Origin of the sequence: Paenibacillus sp. LS1, assembly GCF_026013365.1 — a bacterium.
Taxonomy (GTDB): domain Bacteria; phylum Bacillota; class Bacilli; order Paenibacillales; family Paenibacillaceae; genus Paenibacillus.
On record NZ_JAPDOE010000010.1, the window covers coordinates 137,394 to 156,972 of the forward strand.

15 protein-coding genes are annotated in these 19,579 nt (G+C 50.0%); 13 read left to right on the forward strand and 2 right to left on the reverse strand.

Going from position 1 to position 19,579, the window contains the following annotated elements:
* Positions 1–347 precede the first annotated feature (347 nt).
* The 7 genes from OM416_RS25365 to OM416_RS25395 all read left to right on the forward strand — a co-directional run bounded on the left by OM416_RS25365 (position 348) and on the right by OM416_RS25395 (position 11,995).
* The gene (locus tag OM416_RS25365) at positions 348–1,262 is read left to right on the forward strand and encodes an ABC transporter permease (protein WP_264934274.1); all 915 of its coding nucleotides are present in this window, start codon (positions 348–350) and stop codon (positions 1,260–1,262) included.
* 12 nt (positions 1,263–1,274) lie between these two features.
* The gene (locus OM416_RS25370) at positions 1,275–2,162 is read left to right on the forward strand and encodes a carbohydrate ABC transporter permease (protein WP_017692544.1); all 888 of its coding nucleotides are present in this window, start codon (positions 1,275–1,277) and stop codon (positions 2,160–2,162) included.
* An 18-nt stretch (positions 2,163–2,180) separates the two neighbouring features.
* On the forward strand, positions 2,181–3,686 hold the full coding sequence (locus OM416_RS25375; protein ID WP_264934228.1) for an extracellular solute-binding protein: 1,506 nt from the start codon (positions 2,181–2,183) through the stop codon (positions 3,684–3,686).
* 237 nt (positions 3,687–3,923) lie between these two features.
* Positions 3,924–7,277: a glycosyl hydrolase gene (locus OM416_RS25380; RefSeq protein WP_264934229.1), complete on the forward strand. Its 3,354-nt coding sequence runs from the start codon at positions 3,924–3,926 to the stop codon at positions 7,275–7,277.
* Positions 7,278–7,289: 12 nt separating this feature from the next.
* Entirely contained in the window at positions 7,290–8,906 is a 1,617-nt protein-coding gene (locus tag OM416_RS25385) for a glycoside hydrolase 43 family protein (protein ID WP_264934230.1), read from the forward strand.
* Between the two features lie 32 nt (positions 8,907–8,938).
* The gene (locus tag OM416_RS25390) at positions 8,939–9,760 is read left to right on the forward strand and encodes a polysaccharide deacetylase family protein (protein WP_076333728.1); all 822 of its coding nucleotides are present in this window, start codon (positions 8,939–8,941) and stop codon (positions 9,758–9,760) included.
* Between the two features lie 57 nt (positions 9,761–9,817).
* Positions 9,818–11,995: a glycoside hydrolase family 105 protein gene (locus OM416_RS25395; protein WP_264934231.1), complete on the forward strand. Its 2,178-nt coding sequence runs from the start codon at positions 9,818–9,820 to the stop codon at positions 11,993–11,995.
* Between the two features lie 186 nt (positions 11,996–12,181).
* Here OM416_RS25395 and OM416_RS25400 read toward each other — a convergent pair whose 3' ends face one another.
* Entirely contained in the window at positions 12,182–13,057 is an 876-nt protein-coding gene (locus OM416_RS25400; RefSeq protein WP_264934232.1) for a DUF72 domain-containing protein, read from the reverse strand.
* 238 nt (positions 13,058–13,295) lie between these two features.
* Between OM416_RS25400 and OM416_RS25405 the strand changes: the two genes are divergently transcribed.
* The 5 genes from OM416_RS25405 (at position 13,296) to OM416_RS25425 (ending at position 17,392) form a co-directional block, all read left to right on the forward strand.
* On the forward strand, positions 13,296–14,039 hold the full coding sequence (locus OM416_RS25405) for a class I SAM-dependent methyltransferase (RefSeq protein WP_264934233.1): 744 nt from the start codon (positions 13,296–13,298) through the stop codon (positions 14,037–14,039).
* A gap of 27 nt (positions 14,040–14,066) precedes the next feature.
* A complete protein-coding gene (locus OM416_RS25410) occupies positions 14,067–15,050 on the forward strand; it encodes an MBL fold metallo-hydrolase (protein WP_264934234.1) in 984 nt (327 codons plus the stop codon).
* A 197-nt stretch (positions 15,051–15,247) separates the two neighbouring features.
* Positions 15,248–15,664, forward strand: a complete 417-nt coding sequence (locus OM416_RS25415; protein ID WP_264934235.1) for a hypothetical protein — start codon at positions 15,248–15,250, stop codon at positions 15,662–15,664.
* Positions 15,661–16,707 (forward strand): FAD:protein FMN transferase, encoded by a 1,047-nt coding sequence (locus OM416_RS25420; protein WP_264934236.1) that lies wholly within the window; start codon positions 15,661–15,663, stop codon positions 16,705–16,707. Before OM416_RS25415 ends, OM416_RS25420 begins: the two co-directional genes overlap by 4 nt.
* A gap of 31 nt (positions 16,708–16,738) precedes the next feature.
* Entirely contained in the window at positions 16,739–17,392 is a 654-nt protein-coding gene (locus OM416_RS25425) for a ferric reductase-like transmembrane domain-containing protein (RefSeq protein WP_264934237.1), read from the forward strand.
* Between the two features lie 154 nt (positions 17,393–17,546).
* Here the strand turns inward: OM416_RS25425 and OM416_RS25430 are convergent, their stop codons facing one another.
* Positions 17,547–18,113, reverse strand: a complete 567-nt coding sequence (locus OM416_RS25430) for a phosphatidylglycerophosphatase A (RefSeq protein ID WP_091037633.1) — start codon at positions 18,111–18,113, stop codon at positions 17,547–17,549.
* Between the two features lie 192 nt (positions 18,114–18,305).
* On the opposite strand from OM416_RS25430, the gene OM416_RS25435 reads away from it, so the two are divergent.
* The gene (locus tag OM416_RS25435) at positions 18,306–19,361 is read left to right on the forward strand and encodes a GerMN domain-containing protein (RefSeq protein WP_264934238.1); all 1,056 of its coding nucleotides are present in this window, start codon (positions 18,306–18,308) and stop codon (positions 19,359–19,361) included.
* The last annotated feature ends 218 nt before the right edge of the window (positions 19,362–19,579 follow it).

Sequence of the window (19,579 nt, forward strand, 5' to 3'; positions counted from 1 at the left end):
CCGTTCATACGTCTGTCATTTCTGACCGGCATCCGGCTTTAGCGGATGTCGGTTGTTTCTTTTTCTACCCTGATACAAAGAAAGATAAACCCGCAAAAATGTGCAATTCTACCTGCTACGTTATGTGGAATTTCTTGTGAAAATGGCGTTATAGCGGGCTTTTCGGCCATCATGTCGCAGCAATGCAAAAAATGAAGGTTGCCGGAAAAAGATCGGCTGTATAGTCTGAGTATCAGATTAATTGATAACGCTTACATCATTGAGGGAGGGGAGACATGATGAACGGGAAGACGGACTGGAATACCAACGGCACTGCAACCACCCAAGCGGATAGGGCCACAAGGCCCATGAGACAAGAGTCCAATTGGAAAAGGCACATCAAACGAAACAAGTGGTTATATGTGCTTGTGCTTCCCGGCTTTTTGTACTTTGTCATCTTTAAATACTTGCCCATGTGGGGGATCATCATTGCCTTTCAGGACTACCAGCCTTTCCTGGGCATCCGGGAGAGCAACTGGGTGGGGCTAGAGAACTTTACGAACTTTTTCTCCAACCCGGACTTCTTCCGACTATTACGCAATACGCTGGTTCTTGCCCTGTATGATCTTATCTTCTTTTTCCCGGCACCGATCATTATCGCCTTATTATTAAATGAAATTCGGGTGGCTTTCTTCAAAAGAACGATTCAAACGCTGGTCTATGTACCCCATTTTGTATCCATGGTAATTATCGCCAGTATCACGTACGTGTTCCTGACCCCGCAAGGCGGGGTGTTATACGACCTGATCGCCTGGATTACAGGCAAGCCCATTGATGTACTCTCCAGTCCGGGTTCGTTCCGTCCGCTCATTATTGTGCAAATGATGTGGAAGGAGATGGGATGGGGCACGATCATTTTCCTTGCAGCCCTCGCAGGTGTAGATACGGAACAATATGAAGCCTCCATTGTGGATGGCGCAGGACGATTACGGCGGATGTGGCATATCACGCTTCCAGCCATTCGTACGACCATAGTCATTTTGCTTATTCTCAGACTGGGGAACTTCCTCGATACCGGATTTGAGCAGATCTATCTGATGACCAACTCCCTCAACCGGGATGTGGCGGACGTATTTGATACGTATGTGTACACGGTAGGGATAACGCAAGGTGCATTCAGTTATAGTACCGCTGTGGGACTATTCAAGTCTGTGGTGGGGATCATTCTGGTACTTGGCAGTAATAAACTTGCGAAAAAATTCGGCCATCCCGGAATTTATTAAGGAGGAGCGCCCATGAACAGCCGTCTATACAACAGCCCTGCCGGCAAGGTATTTGATATCTTCAATTACGTCATGCTGGGGATTCTGGGCATATTAACCGTCCTTCCGTTCCTGTATATTATAGGGAATTCTTTCGCAACGGAAGCCGAGATCACCGAACGCAGTTTTTTTCTCATTCCGAAGGTGTTTTCCTTCAGTGCGTATGAGTATATCTTTTCCTCGTCCACGATCTTTCGCAGCATTGGTGTTTCCATTTTCATCACGGTGGCAGGTACACTGGTCAATCTGTTCTTCACACTAACGATGGCCTATCCACTATCCAGAAGTGACTTCTGGGGCCGTAACGTCATGATGAACATGGTGATTTTCTCGATGTTATTTGGCGGTGGCATGATTCCAACGTATCTCGTCATTCGTGGACTGGGACTGCTCGATTCTTACTGGGCCCTTATGCTTCCTGGCGCGATCAGCGCTTTTAACTTAATCGTTGTCAAAAACTTTTTTCAGCAAATGCCGCCCGGGCTGGAGGAAGCGGCCCGCATCGACGGCTGTTCAGATCTCGGGGTGCTGTGGCGAATTGTTCTGCCTTTATCCAAACCAGTCATTGCCACGTTTGCCTTGTTCTACGCCGTAGGCCACTGGAACAATTTTTTCTCGGCACTGCTGTACATTTCCGACAGTGACAAATGGCCGCTACAAGTCATGCTGAGACAGATCGTGTTGCTCTCACAAGCCAGTGTCGGAGATATGGCGAACATGGACCCCAATTTTGTTCAGCCACCAGAGCAGTCGATTAAAATGGCGGTGATCGTTGTAGGTACCATTCCGATTTTGCTGGTGTATCCGTTTTTGCAGAAGCATTTTGCCAAAGGTGTCATGTTAGGTTCAATCAAAGGCTAAAGCCAAGGGGGAGAACGTATGGGACAAAAAACGGGATTCAAAAAAGGTGCACTGCTACTCTCTGCGTCACTGGTACTGAGTACGATTCTGGGCGCATGCTCCACGGACAAAGCAGGTTCAGGAACCGCTACGGGTGGCACCGACGAAATTACCATTATGCTTCCGAACTTCGAAGCGGAGAATCCGCCGGAGAACAGTCCAGTCATCCAGAAGCTTGAGGAATTGACCAAGGTAGATGTGAACCTGCAGTGGGTGCCGAGCAGCTCGTACGAAGACAAATTCAACATTACACTGGCCTCGGGAAAGCTACCCCAGATTATGGTGGTGTTAGGGAAGTCCCCAAGTTTCATTAATGCGGCCCGAACCGGGGCATTCTGGGAGCTTGGTCCTTATCTGAAAGACTATCCGAATCTGAGTCAAATGAATGAAATCATCACCAACAATGCGTCCATCGATGGCAAAACCTATGGGATCTACCGGGCACGCGCCCTAGGACGGAATGGGGTCACAATCCGCAAAGATTGGCTGGAGAATCTGGGGCTGGCAGAGCCGAAGACGATTGATGAATTTTACAATGTATTGAAAGCGTTCACGAAGGATGATCCGGATGGTAATGGCAAGGATGATACGTACGGTCTGGTTGCCAGCAAATTTACGGGTCCGTGGGATAACATGCAGGTATGGTTCGGTGCGCCGAACAAATGGGGAGATGATGGCAGCGGTGGTCTGATTCCGGCGCATGAGACATCTGAATACATGGAAGCACTGAAATTTTTCCGTCAAATCTATAGCGAGGGTCTGGTGAATAAGGACTTTGCTGTGATGGATGCGACGAAACTGCCTGATCCATTTGTGAATGGGCAAGCGGGTATCATGGTGGATGTGGCAGATAATGCGCAGCGCATGGATCAGAAAATACTGGATAAAGACCCGAATGCGACTGGGCGCGTAGATGTGCTGCAAGCGATGGAAGGTCCGAAGGGACTGCGTGATATGCCAACGTCTGGCTACTCCGGCTTGATTGCCATTTCCAAAAGCAGTGTCAAAACGGAAGAAGACCTGAAGAAGGTGCTGAGCTTCCTCGATCAGCTGAATGAACCGCAATTGCAGGCATTGTTGTACAACGGACTGGAAGGCAAGCAGTATGAGAAAAAAGAAGACTACATCATACCGAGCACTGACAAGCTTGCGCTCCGCGACCTGCAGGGTTTAAATCAGATTTTGATGTTTGTGCCAGAAGACAGGACGCTTCGCGTCCAACAGACACCTGTCCGTGAAAAGGTTGCACAGGTGCAGAAAGCCAACGAAGAGATTGTCATCGCCAATCCTGGTGAACCGCTGATCTCTGATGTTTACGCCCAGAAAGGACCACAGCTGGACAATATCATTAACGATGCACGGATCAAATATATCGTAGGCCAGATTGATGAGAAAGGGTTCGAAGATGCTGTTGCTCTGTGGAAGAACAATGGCGGAGACGATTATGTCAAAGAAGTTAATGAACTGTACGCTGCATTGAAGTAGTCGTATAAGCCAGAGCCCGGCAGCCGTGCTTTCAGTGTAGCGGAAACAGCCGGGCTTTTTCTTATCGCTGTAATGACTAGATGCGCGAACCAAATTTCATCCAACTTTCTGGAAAATATGACTTCCTGAATATGGTTTTTGATGTATAATCAAAACAAAACAAACCTATTTGAACTGAAATGAACGTTATTGGTAAAGCTGGACGACCACTCTTGAACAGGCAGGGAGGAAGGCAACATGTGGAACGGGGATGCATTTGACAATCCTGAGGCGCAGTACCGGGTTCATCCCTTTTGGTTCTGGAATGGGGATATGGAAGAAGAACAGATTAAGCGGCAAGTGGCTGAGATGGCGGCGCAAGGTGTAGGTGGATTCTTCATCTGTCCACGTCAGGGACTACAGATTCCCTATCTGTCGGAAGCGTGGTTTGATAAGGTGCGGATTGCAGTGCAGGCAGCTGCCGATCATGGCATGCAGGTATGGTTATATGACGAGTATCCCTATCCGAGTGGAATGGCTGGCGGGGAAGTGACCCTTGATTTTCCTGAAGCGAAGCAGCGTCAGCTCGTGCATCATCAGTTGGTGGTTCAGGGCGGAGAAGCTGTGGATCTGGAGTTGCCATGGGGACGAGTCTTGGTTGCCAAGGCGATTCCCAAGGATGAACATGGGAAGCGTCTGTGGCATGAGTCCATCGATCTGCGCAGCAAAATCGGCAATATCCAGACCGATCAGGTCTATCAGGAGACCGGACTCACATCGTATAACCGCAAGCGGTTCTTCACCTACCGAACAGTGTTCCGCTTGCTCTGGGATGTTCCCGCGGGTGATTGGGAGTTGATTATATTTCAGGAAAAAGAGATCGACGATTTCAAATATTACGGCAACTTTGTTGACCCTTGCCACAAGGAAGCGATGAGCCGATTTATTGAACTGACGCATGAGCGTTATAAGTCAGCGGTTGGAGATCAATTTGAAAGCGTGATCAAAGGTATGTTCTCGGATGAAATCGCACCGCTGGGCCGTCTCCCCTGGTCTCCACAACTTCCCCGTTATTTCAGTGAGCGTTGTGGTTATAGTCTGATCGATTCGCTACCGGCCCTGCTATATGGTGATGTTCCAGACGCGCATCGGATTCGGTATGACTACTATCAGTCACTGCATTTGCTTCTCAGGGAGTCCTATCACAAACAGGTGCATGACTGGTGTGAGGAAGCAGGGATTCAGTATGCGGCTGAGGTGCCTGGCGTACGGATGACCACCCAGTTGTTCAGCCATATGCCAGGTGGTGATTCGGCACATGAGAAAATCGGACGGTCCTTATCGTGGATACTGGAACGATACGGCCAAAAGATGCGTGACAACCCCAAGATGGTCAGCTCGCTTGCCCGGCAATTGGGCCGAGGCCGCAATCTGATTGAGTGTTTTCACAGTGTAGGCTGGTCCATGACGCTACAGGATGCCAAGTGGATGATTGATCGCATGGCCGCTATGGGCACCAATTTCTATAACTTTCACGCCTTTTTCTATACGATTGGTGGGCTGGCGAAGCATGATGCACCGCCGTCTCAATTTTTGCAGAATCCCTACTGGAAGCATTTCCGGCAGTTGGGGGATTACACCGGACGGTTGAGCTATCTCATGAGCACGGGAGCAGCAGACATTCGAATTGCTGTGCTTGATCCAACGACGACATTCTGGAGTCTGATGGGTAATCCGCTGCATGGATTCGAGTATAGCGGCCAGGACGAATTAGAACGCGCGCAACTGGAACGCCTGACCAAGGACTGGATGAGGATTACTACCCATCTGCTCGAAAACAGACGTGACTATGACCACCTTGATCCCGAATTGTTGGCGGAAGCTGACTTAACGGATGGCATTATTCAGATGGGTATAGCCCGTTATGAGGTGTTGATCCTGCCACCGATGCTGAATCTGGAGGCCGCGGCCTGGGAACAGGTGAAAAGATTCGTTCAGCGGGGAGGAACTGTCGTTTCTGTTGGGATGCCTCCGCATATTGCCATCCAGCCGGGAAGTCCGGAGGGGGATGATGCTGCCCAGTTCTTTGGCGCGGGCGAGCAGCCGCAAGAGGTGTACTGGGGCCGTAGCGTGACAACAGATTACGATAACCGTGAAACCATGTGGCATCAGGGTGAGGGGAATGCTTATTTTCTACCCGCAGGAACAGGGCAAGGAGATGACTTTTCGCTGGAGCTTATCTCCCTCCTGCTCGATCAGGTATTGCCCGAACCCATCTGCTGGATCATGGAGGAGGAAAGTGCATCTCTGCTGATGCAAACTCGTGAATTGTCGGCTGGAGAGCATATGGTTTTCTTGACCAATCAGGAGGGTCAGGACCTGAAGGGTCAATTGAAGCTGGTCGCCAGACAGCTGTGGGATGGAACGGAGCTGGCAGAGAACACTTGTCTGGTGGCAGAACGACTCGATCTGGAGACAGGGCAGCTTCAGACATTGCCGTATACGAGCAGTGGTGGGGAATATTGTATTTCACTAACGCTGGCGCCATACGAAGCGCATGCTGTACGCCTTACTTTACAAGCTGCGAAGGAAGAGGCAGAACCAACGAAAGTGGATGTAGCAGACAAAACGGGTTCGACGTTTGGAGCGGATGTTTCGGCAGGGGCGAATCAAGCCAGTAAGATCAGAGTTCCTTCAGAAGGGCCATGGCGGATGGAAACGGTGCAGTCTAACATCCTGCGAATGGGACAATTCCATCTTCAGGCTTCCAATGCTAACGGAATAATTCTGGAAAGCCAGCATGTGGCTGTGAAACCGTTTATTGATCAGGCGGCAGAATTATCGGAACAGTATCCTCTGCCAGTCCAGTTTAATCAGGTATTTGGCACACCGAAAAAAGCATCCGTTGCTTACCCGATCGAGTGTCGATATACGACCACATTTGAGCTGAGAACCGCTTTGCCTGCATGTCTGTTATTCATGGACAGAGCGGCAATCTCGGGCAGTTGGTCGATGGAGATTAATGGGCAACCACTTGGAAAAGAACAATTCGATCCAATCGAAATAACCGACCACAATAACATCGCTTGTGACATTACGGAGCTGCTGCACAGCGGTCTCAACGAAATGACCGTGATTGTGCAGATAACGAAAGATGAGGATGGCATCGTTGATCCCTTGTATCTACAAGGTAGATTCGGCGTGGAGTTCCATCATGAAGGCCTGGCTTCGCTCGTGCGGGAACCGGACACGGCCCTTCGCATCGGACCTGAACCGCAGCCGCTGTATCCCCATTTTGCCGGGGAAATAAGTTATAAACGCACGTTCTGGCTGGATGAGTCGGGGGAAGATGTTGCCTCATTTGAACTGGAATTTAGCGATTGGCGGGTGCAGGATGTGACGGAAGTGCGGGTGAACGGACATAGTCTTGGTGTGCGATGCTGGTCTCCGTATCGCTGGAAGGGAGAAGCCTCCTGGCTTCGTCCAGGGGATAACGACATTGAAGTTCGCGTTACCAACACGTTGATTGGCCTGCTGGAAGGTACGTATTTTGATTCGGAACATCATCGATTACAGGATGCAGGTCATGTACCTGCGGAAGAATTGAGATGAAGGAGTGAACGTATGAGTACAACCCAATCAGAACAACAAAGATTGGACCCGGTCTGGGTCGCGGATCAGGGAGACGGTACATACCGCAATCCGATTCTGCATGCGGATTATTCGGATCCGGATGTGATTCGTGTAGGAGATGACTTCTATATGACGGCATCGAGTTTCTCGCATACCCCGGGGCTACCGATTTTACATTCGAAGGACCTGGTGAACTGGCGGCTTGTCCGATATGCCATAGATCGGCTGGATCTGCCAGGATATGATGTACCTCTCCATGGAAAAGGCGTATGGGCACCCAGCATTCGGTATCACGACGGAAAGTACTGGATCTTCTTCAGCACACCGGATGAGGGCATCTTTATGACCACGGCCGATCACCCTGAGGGCGAGTGGTCGCCGCTGCATCTCGTTCATGAAGTGAAGGGCTGGATTGACCCTTGTCCTTTATGGGATGAGGATGGGCAAGCCTATCTGGTTCATGCTTTTGCCCATAGTCGCAGTGGGATCAAGAGCAAAATTCAGGTGTGCCGGATGGCTGCGGATGGAAGGAGACTTCTGGACGAAGGTACGATCGTCTTTGATGGGACCGAATATCATCCGACCATTGAAGGGCCTAAGTTCTACAAGCGCGAGGGGTATTATTATATTTTTGCTCCGGCTGGAGGCGTGAAGCCGGGGTGGCAGACGGTTTTGCGCTCCCAACAGGTATTTGGGCCCTATGAGGATCGAATTGTCATGCATCAGGGAGCTTCACCGGTCAATGGACCTCATCAGGGAGGATACGTGGAGCTGGAATCGGGGCAGTCCTGGTTTATTCATTTTCAGGATCGGGATGCCTATGGGCGCATTGTTCATCTTCAGCCGATGACGTGGACGGAAGACGGCTGGCCTGTCATTGGAATAGACCGTGAAGGTCATGGAACGGGGGAACCTGTGGACGTGCACGTCAAACCGGATGTAGGAGCAGCCTATCCGATCATTGTGCCTGATGTATCCGATGATTTTCAGACTGATCATCTGGGGTTGCAATGGCAATGGCAGGCGAATTCCCGTCCTGAGTGGGCTGATGCAGGTGCGGAAAGAGGACTGGTATTACCTGCTCATCCATACCCGGAGGGCATTCAGTCTTTGTTTGGTACACCTCATCTTCTCTTGCAGAAGCTGCCCGCATCTGAATTTGTGGCGACGACCAAGCTCACGTTCCTGCCTGCACAGGAAGGGGATCAGTCAGGTCTCATCATGTTTGGTGATTCGTATGCAAGCCTGTGTCTGTTACAGACAGAAGATGGAACCATTCGGTTATCGCTGATTCGCGGAACCAAACGTGCAGACAGCCATCTGCATGCAGATGAATGGGAGGAAACGGGACTGGACTGGGAGGGCCAGGGTTCGCAGGTAACCGGCTGGACCATTCATCTTCGGCTCACCCTGACAGAACCTGCCTTGTGCCAGTTTAGTTGGAGCGAAGACGGAGCGGAGTTTCAGCCGATCGGTACACCGTTTAACGCCACAACAGCCCTCTGGGTTGGTGCGAAAATGGGTATCTTTGCTGTAAACACACGGCTCGCGAATCGTGGAGGTCAGGGGGTTTTTCGTTATTTTAACGTGAAGGAAATTCGGGATTAGGGAGCAAGGGAAGAAGCAGGAGGAGGAGCAAGATGGGACATCGTATTCAGTTTGACCGTTATCCAGGTGGTGTGATGAAAGCGCTGACGCTCAGTTATGACGATGGAGTGGTACATGATCGCAGACTGGTGGAAATCTGTAATCGGTATGGCCTGCGGGGAACATTTAATCTGAACTCCGGTACCCTGGGTAATCCAGGTCGCATTGAGGTGGGGGAAGTCGCTGAACTGTATGCGGGGCATGAAGTGGCTGTTCATACGGTTACTCACCCTACGCTGCCTTATGTTCCGAATGAACTCCTGACCGAAGAGATTATGGAGGACCGAAAAGCATTGGAGCAGCTTGTCGGTTATCCGGTACGAGGCATGGCTTATCCCAATGGAGGGTATGACCGTGCGCTAAGTACAAAGCTGGAGTGGCTTGGTATCGATTATGCTCGTACCGTTGAATCACATGGCAGATACACGTTGCCAGACCGTCCCCTTGAATGGCATCCGACCTGCCATCATAACCATGATCTGGCGGCACATGCCGAGCGTTTTATCCAACATTCCAAAACAGGTACGCCACTATTACTCTATGTCTGGGGTCACAGCTATGAGTTCAATGACAACGACAACTGGGAGATCATCGAACAGTTCGGTGAGCAGATTGGCGGCAGGAACGACATCTGGTACGCGACGAACATTGAAGTGATTGCCTACTGGAAAGCGGTGCAACGACTGGAGTGTTCCGCTGATCGATCCATCATCCATAATCCGTCTGCCATCCCGGTTTGGTTCACGGCAGATCAGCAGGTTGTTGAAGTGCAAGGCGGAGAGACATTGCGGCTAAGCGAACGAATCAAGGTATAAGGAAGGGAGCTGACGATCATTCGTTATTTTCATGAGAACGAGGCGATTGCAGGCAAGGTGTACGAATCAATTCCGGATATATTGACTACGGTGGCTCAGCGTTATATTGGCGATCATCCGAAACATTCCTTTTTGTTCAGAGCCTATCATCAGGGAGGTTTTCGCAGGCTGGGGGATTATCGCTACGACCTGAATCTGAATGAGAAATGCGTAGAGGCGCGTGCAGGGCAGTACGTGTATGTATGGGGCAAGTTATGGAGCGACCAGAATGCAACGTTAAATACAGGCCTGAACTGTTATAGTCCAGTGACAATCTATGTGAATGGTGAAGAGGTATTCAAGTCTGAGCTGTTGCAGGAATTATTTCCCGAGCGAAGAACCCAGATTCCGATTTCCGTTAACTATGGCTGGAATGATGTGTTGCTATGTTTTGTCAAAACAGAAGTGGGATTCGGCGGTATCTACGGAACAGCCTCGTTCAAAAATTTCCCGCTGCACTTCCTCACGCCTGGGGCAGATCGTCAGGGACAGGAGGGCTGGTTATATTCGGAACCCGTCGATGAACCTGTATTATCTCTTCCTCGTGACGGCATGACGGAAGAAGAAACAGGTCTTACCTGGTATCCGCGCAAGGCGTGGACAGATGAGGAGCAGAGCGTGGGTTCTTTTGCCCGCATCTTCGGCACGGAACAATCAGCTGTGGCCTACGCATGGTCCAGATTGGATGTAACCTTGCCAGGAACATCACCAGTTATTTTAAAAGGTCGTCATGATGGAGCATTGACCCTGTATGTGGGTGGCACAGAAGTATACTCTGCTGGAAGTAGCGGTAACTTCCGCGTTGAACTCCCGCGCCGCTACGGTTCATCGGATCTGGTCGCGAAAGGTGTAATCCAGGCAGTTGATGACTCCTGGGGATTCACGTTGGAAGATGCCGAGCATTTGGATTCCACAGGCTGGAGACTGAAACCTCCTCATCCGGTTGCGGGATGTTCTGACCCTTGGCTGTACACAGGTGTGTTTGCTCCCGGTGCTGAACCATCCCACGCCGACATCGTGCGAACCGATACCGTATTTGATGATGGCGCACAAGGTGTGTATTGGCGGGTAGATCTTCCTGATACGCATGTTCGTCCTTACCTGGAAAATACACATTACGGAAAGTGGAATTATCCGCTCGGTGTTACCCTGCTTGGACTTCTCCAGACGGGACAGGAATTGGGACGGGATGATTACATTCAGTATGTGCGGCAACATATTGAACTGAGCACTTCATTTGATCGCTATGGTCTATGGGATCGGGAAGGGTACGGTGCGGCAGGGATTAATAATCAACTGTCTGCCATCGACAGTCTGGATGATTGCGGTTCGTTTGGGTCTACGCTGCTTGCTGCGATGGAGTTGGGCGTTATTCGTGGGGGAAGAGATACCGCGGATCGGATTGCGGGCTACATTACGGATGAGCAGGAGCGTCTGGAGGATGGTGCCTTTTACCGGGTTCGCGGCAGTGGAGAGATGCGTCAGGAGACGATGTGGTGTGATGACTTATACATGAGCACACCATTTCTGATGCGTTATGGTCAGTTGACAGGAGATGCGACTTATTGGGAAGATGCGGTCAATCAGTTCCTGATGTTCCGTAAGTACCTCTATCTTCCCGAACAACAGATCATGTCCCATGTGTATGATTTTGTGCGTGGTCGGGCGACAGGCATTCCATGGGGACGGGGAAACGGCTGGGTGCTTTTCTCATTAACCGAACTGTTATCCATCCTGCCGCATGATCATGTGAAACGACCGGAACTACTTACTTTCTATCGTGATTTAAGTCAGGGTTATCTGGCGCTGCAAGGGGAAAATGGACTGTGGCATCAGGTGTTGAACCGCCCGGATTCGTATGAAGAGACTTCCTGCACATCCATGTTCATCTACGCCTATGCCCGCGGCATTCGGGAAGGGTGGCTGGAGCAACCTGAGCCCTATCTGGAAGCAGTCAGCAAAGGATGGGAAGGCATGACGCGTTTGTCGATTGATTACAAAGGCAATATATATGGGGTATGCCGGGGCTCCGGGTACTCGTTTACCGCCTTGTATTATCGCGATGATCTGGGTTGGAATCTGAACGATACCCATGGGATCGGGATTGTGCTCTTGGCTGGCATTGAGGCGCATAAAATGAACCAGCAGCTACGCGAGGTGTCTATCGATTCTTCGGTTACAGCCGCGCAGCGCTGATGTTTGACACAACGGAACGGATGTATGTGGATAGCCTTCTATAGGTAGGTAACCAGCTAAAGAAAGCGGCAATGCCCTCAGGCTTGCCGCTTTTAGTGTGATTTCAATCCCAAATCTGAACAGCATAATAGCAATAACACACTTACCTTCACCCAATAATATGAATAACTGCATCATGAACACGGATCAAAATAATTCCAGCTGCTCCGGTCCTTCTTCCTGCTCTGGTTCAGTACGGTCAGGAAAAGGCTTTACCGGCAGGTCCAGCAGGTCCATCATCATCTGGGCATTCGCCGCTGCATCGCCACCGGAGTTGTTGTTAAAAATAACATAGACATCCTTGCTCTGCTCCTGCAATTGTTCCAGATATCCTTTCCACTCCAACAATTCTTCCTTGTTGTAACGGTATAAATAACGGGTCTCGCGCCAATTGGGCGCACCATTCTGATGCCACCCGGACACATTGCGTCCGTGCATGCGTACCAGTGTCATCTCCGAATCCGTGGCCTGAGGCACGATGGGAATGGAACCTGGACCCGCCTGAGGTTCGTCACAGACGCTGTGAATCCAGCCTTGCTCTTTCAGGAACGCAAGCGTCCGCTCGCGCATGTCACCTTCATACCAGCTACGATGACGGAATTCGAGGGCACATGGAATACCTTCCATTCTCAGTTTCACTTCACGAAGCTCTTTGACGTTGTCCTTATTGCACTCAAACCAAGGTGGATATTGAAACAAGGCTGCCTGCATCTTGCCGGCTTCGATGACCGGTTCCAGTGATTCCCGAAAAGCCTTATACATCTCCGACGTGCTGGTGAAGTATGGTTTGCCTCGCAGATGTCCGGTCATTCCCTGATAGGCTTTGATGATAAAAGCAAAGGATTGAGGCGTCTCGGCAGCCCATCGTGCCATTCGATCCCGCGGCTGAACGGCGTAGAAGGAACTATCCACCTCCACGGTGGAGAAGTATTGCCCGTATAGACCGAGCTTGTCTTTGGCTTTGGTGCGGATGGGATAGAGATCTTCCTGATCCCCCCATCCGGTAAGTCCGATGTGAATCATAAGAACACCTCCTGTTGCTTTTTGAACAACCTCTTATAATTAACCGATTTGCAGGGTATGCGTATGTTTAACATTATATCGTGTGCATTTTGGCTCTTCAATGCGGGTGACTAACTGGAATTTTTTGAGTTTGCAGGATAAAGACGTTACAATAAATTAAAGCTTAGGGAAATGATCAGGCCTGTACAACAGCGTACTACAGACAGAGGGCAAGTGACCATGTGGAGGGCGAGAATGGATGACGGAATGGTATGAAAAGAGTTTTGGAGAAGATTATCTTCTCGTATACAAGCACCGGGATGTACAAGGTGCCTATCAGGAAGTACATAAAATGATTAATTGGTTAAAGCTTAAGCCCAATGCTGAAGTATTGGATCTCTGCTGTGGTATGGGACGGCACTCACTCGCACTTGCTGATGCAGGCTTACGAGTGACCGGAGTCGATCTGTCCGATGTGCTTTTGCGTGAAGCCCGCCTAATGGATGACGAACACCGAGTATCTTGGTGTCATGCGGACATGCGTGAACTGCCGCTAAAAGGTGGCTTCGACGCCGTAGTCAATCTGTTCACATCGTTTGGTTATTTCCTGGAGGACGGAGAACAACTGAAAGTATTACGTGCCATTCATCGCATGCTTCGCCCGGGTGGCAGCTATATTATTGATTTTATGAACACGGCATATGTGACGCGTCATCTGGTGCCGCACTCGGTTCGAGAGGATGAAGGGCAGCACATTGAGGAGTTACGCAAGATTGAAGATGGATTTGTGCAAAAGGAAATTCGCATTACGGATACTACATCCGGAGATGAACCGAGGGTATATCAGGAGCGCGTGAAGTTGTACACACGAGATCAACTGAGTCAGATGTTAAGTGAAGCCGGACTGCGGGTAGACCAGATCCATGGCGGCTATGATGAAGAGAAATATGACGAGCAGGCTTCTCCGCGCATGATTTTTGTGGGTCATCGTCCTGTGGAGTGAACAGAGAGCGTCTGGAAGGGGAATACGATGAAGCGAACAGAAGAGATGTCCATGACAGAGGGCATACACCGGGTCAAGATTACCATGTCTTTTCCCCTGCGATGGGTCAACAGTTATGTGTTGTCTGAATCCGATGGAACAATCACCATTATAGACCCGGGACCGCGTAATTCGGAAACGGAACTGGAGTGGCATGAAGCGCTGGCAGATCTCGGTCTGTCCTTTGACAATATCCATCAAATTGTGCTGACTCATCATCACCCGGATCATCTTGGGTTGTCAGGTTGGATGCAACAGATGACGGGGGCAGCCGTTCGAATGTCCACACGATCGCGCCAAGAGGCCGATTATATGTGGGGACCTGATTCACGTATTAATACATTATTACCTGATTATTATGGACGCCACGGAATGCCAGAAGACAAGACAGAGCAGATGCATGAACATATGAAGGCATTTACTTCACAAATCACACCACTTCCGAAGGTGACACCCGTTGAAGACGGTGAGTGTCTCGATATGGGCGGGAAACGTTGGGTTGCTGTGGAGACGGGTGGACATGCCCCCGGCCATTTATCCTTTTATTCCCCGGAGTCGATGGAGATTCTGTGCGGAGATGCCGTATTGCCCCAGATTTCACCGAATATCAGTCTGCAACCGGGCAGTGATCCGGATCCTTTATTGTCTTATATGGAAGGATTGCATCGTCTCGGGGCTCTGAATGTCAAGCAGGCGTATCCGGGGCATCGGAATCCTTTTGCACAGTTCAACGAACGGACGGTTCATCTGCTCGCTCATCACGAGGAACGTCTTCAGAAGATGACGGAGCGAATTCAGGAGTCACCGGCGAATGCGTATGACATCTGTGTGCACATGTTTGGCAATCGGCTAGGTACCCATCAACTGCGGTTTGCGATGAGTGAGACGTTGGCCCACCTGCAGGAGTTAATTCGACGCGAAGTAGTGAAGCAAGAGCAGCGACCGGATGGCACGTTCTATTTTCGAATCTAACGGAATGATGATATGGATATGAAATGATAATGCGATCCTATATAGAGGCTCGGGACAGGAAATTCACCTGTTCTGGGCCTTTTTAGCCTCTCTTAACGGTTCATTCATCTATTTTTAAGCCAGCGCGCCTATGATACAACTATGAACTTCGCTAGGGAGCGTTTTGAGACACACCCTAAAGAAAGCAGGGAAGAGCGATGACCAGAAGAAAACGGAATCAATGGAGAAAATGGCAAGCTTCAGTGGCAGCAACGTTGACCGTGGCTGCACTCTTTCAATATGTAAGAACTTCGGATGCCTTCGATGTGGCTTATGCAGCAGCGAATGGCGCAGACACAAGCGTTACTGCTTCAAGCCAGGTGGATACGCGTGATGATGTGATGGATGAATGGATCAGTAGCACAACGGACAGCCACAACTGGAATACGCAGGACAATGACAATAATGATAGTCAAGATAATGGAACATCTGATAGCACACAATCCGCTGGGGCGGACCAAAGCATGAGTGACAAAGGAAGTTATTCAGATTCTCAGCGTTATGGACAAAATAACCAGAGTACAGACTCCGGGTACAGCAGTGGCAACTATCAGTCACGTACAGGTGCATCATGAGCCGCACGGAGCAAGTCACTCGTCCGCTCCGGTTTCAATTCCGTGCGATGAACACGGATGTTGAAGTGCAACTGTCCGCTGGACGGGAAGAAGCTGAACATGCAGCAACCTTGGTGAAGAATTGGTTTGAGACGCAGGAACAGCGCTTCAGCCGATTTGTGGCAGACAGTGAACTGAATCGTCTGAATGGTTCGACCGGATGGATGCCGATCTCTGCTGCGATGGATGAGGTTTTGAGTCTGGCATATGGATATATTGGCCTGACCGAAGGGATTTTTCAACCGGGCATCTCACAGGCTCTTCAGGCTTCGGGATACGATCTAAGCTTCGAGAAGGTGCAACAACGACAATCGCAACGTCCATTATTGCTTGAACGCATATTGCGAACGAAAACACCTGATTGTTCAGGATTAATGGAAGATCGATATGACCACAGCCGTCCGAGCTGGATTCAGCGGGAAGGCAGCCGGATGGTTCATCTGGACCCCGGAGCTGAGCTGGACCTGGGAGGCATCGTTAAGGGCTGGGCAGTGGAGCGCATCGCAGACTGGTTACAGCGAACATTGCATATTCCGGCGGGGTTGATTAACGCAGGTGGAGATATTCAAGTATGGGGTACACCAGACCATCCCCAGTGGACCTTGCAAGTAGCAGATCCTTTGCAGGATCAAGAGAATGTGTCAGGTGCAGTTCGCTTACAGCGAGGAGCTGTTGCCACTTCGGGTATTTCCCGCAGACAATGGCAGAATACGGATGGAAGCCTTGCGCACCACCTCATTGATCCCCGGACGATGGAACCGGCGGATACGGATGTGCTACAGTGTACCGTTCTGGGACAGCATGCGTCACAATGCGAGATTATTGCCAAGACGGTCTGCATTTTGGGGAGCGCCGAAGCGGTGGGCTGGTTAAACCGACATTATGATCGGCATGACGTCCTGTGGATGACACGGGATGGGAGTACTTACTTTAGAGGGAATACGGATACGCTCGCTGAGCACTGGCCCGGTTTTGATCCGGATCATCGCTTCAGTCTGATATAGGACAAGTCTAACAGATATGGGGGAGCCGGTTATGGCACAATGGATTGTAGATTACCTGCCGACGTGGAATATCATTCGAATTAGTGGAATTGCTGCTTATGTGCTGCTCTTTGCCGGTGTGTTCCTGGGTATTGCTCAAGGGATGCCTATGGCCAAAGGTAAACCGAAAGCAGCCATGTTCAAATGGCATACACGAACGACCTGGCTCGCCTTCGGACTTGGACTCGTGCATGCGTTAACGTTATATATTGATCACTACAGCCCGTTTACCTGGGGAGAACTTCTCATTCCTTTTACCGCCTCTGTGCATCCGATCGGCAGTGGTCTGGGAACGTTAGCTTTCTACGGATTAGTGATCGTCCTGTTATCCAGTGACCTGCGTAACAAGTTGGGCCGTAAATGGTGGTTCACGTTCCACATGCTGTCCTATCCGGTGTTCATTAGTTTGCTGATTCACGGCATGGTTACCGGAACGGATTCCGGCAATATCATCATGCGGATGATGTATGTATTTACCGGACTCAGCATCCTAGGGATCACTGTGCTACGCGGCATGTTGCGAGAGCGCAAAGGCCCGGAAATCACGATTGGACCGAAATGGACAGCAACTGAGCCAGCTGCGGAGCAGAAGCGGATTGAAGGTTTTGGTTTGGTCAGTGCGGTACGACCTAAGCATCTGAAATAATAACGTGTGGATCATGCAATACCTATCGTACACATGCAAAAGAAGCGGCCATCGGGCCGCTTCTTTCCATGAGCAGATATCTTCTTATTGAACAGTTATTTCACCAAACATGCACAATGTTCGGTATGACTTCAGATATAAAACGAGTTACACGTTATACAGCGTCATCGCTGACAGGTTTTTCTCCCAGCGCTTCTTCAAGCTCGGATTGTTTGCGATGGGCGATCCGACTGCTCGCTGCCGATGCAATTGCACCGACAATATCATCGAAGAACGTGTGGACAGGGCCCAGGCTCTTGTCATTCAGTCGTTCGAGCACCCCTGGCTTCAGCTTGTCCACATAACCATAATTCGTAAATCCAATGCTGCCATATACATTGACGATGGAGAATGCCAAAATCTCATCCACGCCATATAGCCCTTCATCGTTCTCAATCATCTCCTGCAAAGGAGATATGAGCTGACCCTGTTCTGCCAGAATATCGAGCTGAATACCGGTCAGGACAGCGTTCTGTACCTCGCGTTTACGGAGAACCATCTCCACATTTTCGATACATTCTTCCATCGTAAGACCTGGATAATATTTTTTCTGCAATAACATGACCAGTTCTGCGATCTCAGGGATCGTGACGCCCCGCTTATGCAGCCATTCCCTTGTTGCCTCCGCGACTTTGCGGCTATTGAGGCTATAAGGGATTTTCTCTTGCTCAGGATGTTCCATGGGCGATTCCTCCTCTGAAGTTAGCAATGTCCCTACTCTTGCTTCCTAATACGTATTAACCTGTTTTACGTTTCTTTAAGATAATAGAACTTATAAGTTTTCAGCGAAGTGATTATCTTTTAGTTATTTTTTGGACAAAGGCTCGTATACATGGTAGTACAAACTGTAAAAATGATGAGGGGGAACGTGATCATGAGAAAGATCCAATCTTTGCGTACGGTATCGGCAGCTGCGCTGCTGAGCATTCCTATGGTGTTGTCAGGCTGTGGCATGTTTGGAGCACAGTCTTCTGAAGCTGTTGATCCACCACCGCCCATCCAGGAAGCAGCGATGATTCAAGCGGCCGAAGGGAATGGAGCACTCGCAACGCTCCCATTAACGACGGTATATCTGCAAGACCAGCAGGGGCTGCTCGCTCCGGTATCCCTGACCCTTCCTTCTGGAACAGATGCCAGCAGTCCGAAGACAGCTCTGGATACACTTGTCACAGGCGGGGCCTATGCCGGGATGTTGCCTGAAGGATTCCAGGGTGTTCTTCCGCAGGGAACGGTTGTACAAAATGTAACGATCCATGCGGATGACAAGCTGGCGGTCGTGGAGTTCTCGGGTAATTTTGCCAAGTATGATGCGAAGGAAGAACGGAAAATGCTAGAAGCTGTCACGTGGACTTTGACGGGAACGCCTGATGTGGAGAATGTGCAGATCTGGGTCGATGGCAAAAAGTTAACGCAAATGCCGGTAAACAGCACGCCGTTGCCTGAACCGCTGAATCGGGCTGTAGGAATCAATCTGGATCTGGGTGATGCGTTTGTGGCGAACAGCAGCCCGGTCACGGTCTATTTCTCAGCAGCTTCACCAGCAGGCATCCAATATTATGTTCCAGTTACACGTCTCGTTACCCCTGGTGAAGATCGGGTGCAGGCAGCATTGAATGAGTTGATCAAGGGACCTGACAAAGGCGGCGAACTGGAAGAGGTCATGACAGGCGGAACGGAGCTGCAATCGGTCAAAACAGCAGAGGATGGCACAGTAACGGTTGCGCTGAAAGATGATATGTTTGCCGAAGGGGATATCGTACCAAGTGAGCTGTTACAGTCTGTGGTATTAACGACTGCGGAGAATACAGCCGGCAAGGATGCCAAAGTACAGATCGAGTGGAACGGCCAAAAAACGGTCATGGGTGACGACAACCGAGATTACAGTGCGCCAGTTTCCAAGCCTGAATATATCAACGAAATTCCGATTTAATGAGCAAGAAATGCTTAAGGATGCTTTTAACCGAACTCTTTGGTAAAATATAAGGGATTATTAAAAATACGTGTTCAAAAAGATCGGTTTTCAGTACCGAGAAGATGGGATGAAGCTAGAAATGGAGTAGCGGAGCGTAGGCAAACTACGTGAGCAACTACAATGTTTCCGAAGGAAACATACTTCGTAAGCTTATGCTTATTAGGCTGAATTCCATA

Coding starts and splice junctions, on each gene's coding strand:
- OM416_RS25385 (WP_264934230.1), top strand. CDS start 7,290: ATGAGTACAACCCAATCAGAACAACAAAGATTGGACCCGGTCTGGGTC.
- OM416_RS25410 (WP_264934234.1), top strand. CDS start 14,067: ATGAAGCGAACAGAAGAGATGTCCATGACAGAGGGCATACACCGGGTC.
- OM416_RS25380 (WP_264934229.1), top strand. CDS start 3,924: ATGTGGAACGGGGATGCATTTGACAATCCTGAGGCGCAGTACCGGGTT.
- OM416_RS25425 (WP_264934237.1), top strand. CDS start 16,739: ATGGCACAATGGATTGTAGATTACCTGCCGACGTGGAATATCATTCGA.
- OM416_RS25400 (WP_264934232.1), bottom strand. CDS start 13,057: ATGATTCACATCGGACTTACCGGATGGGGGGATCAGGAAGATCTCTAT.
- OM416_RS25435 (WP_264934238.1), top strand. CDS start 18,306: ATGAGAAAGATCCAATCTTTGCGTACGGTATCGGCAGCTGCGCTGCTG.
- OM416_RS25365 (WP_264934274.1), top strand. CDS start 348: ATGAGACAAGAGTCCAATTGGAAAAGGCACATCAAACGAAACAAGTGG.
- OM416_RS25420 (WP_264934236.1), top strand. CDS start 15,661: ATGAGCCGCACGGAGCAAGTCACTCGTCCGCTCCGGTTTCAATTCCGT.
- OM416_RS25390 (WP_076333728.1), top strand. CDS start 8,939: ATGGGACATCGTATTCAGTTTGACCGTTATCCAGGTGGTGTGATGAAA.
- OM416_RS25375 (WP_264934228.1), top strand. CDS start 2,181: ATGGGACAAAAAACGGGATTCAAAAAAGGTGCACTGCTACTCTCTGCG.
- OM416_RS25430 (WP_091037633.1), bottom strand. CDS start 18,113: ATGGAACATCCTGAGCAAGAGAAAATCCCTTATAGCCTCAATAGCCGC.
- OM416_RS25370 (WP_017692544.1), top strand. CDS start 1,275: ATGAACAGCCGTCTATACAACAGCCCTGCCGGCAAGGTATTTGATATC.
- OM416_RS25415 (WP_264934235.1), top strand. CDS start 15,248: ATGACCAGAAGAAAACGGAATCAATGGAGAAAATGGCAAGCTTCAGTG.
- OM416_RS25405 (WP_264934233.1), top strand. CDS start 13,296: ATGACGGAATGGTATGAAAAGAGTTTTGGAGAAGATTATCTTCTCGTA.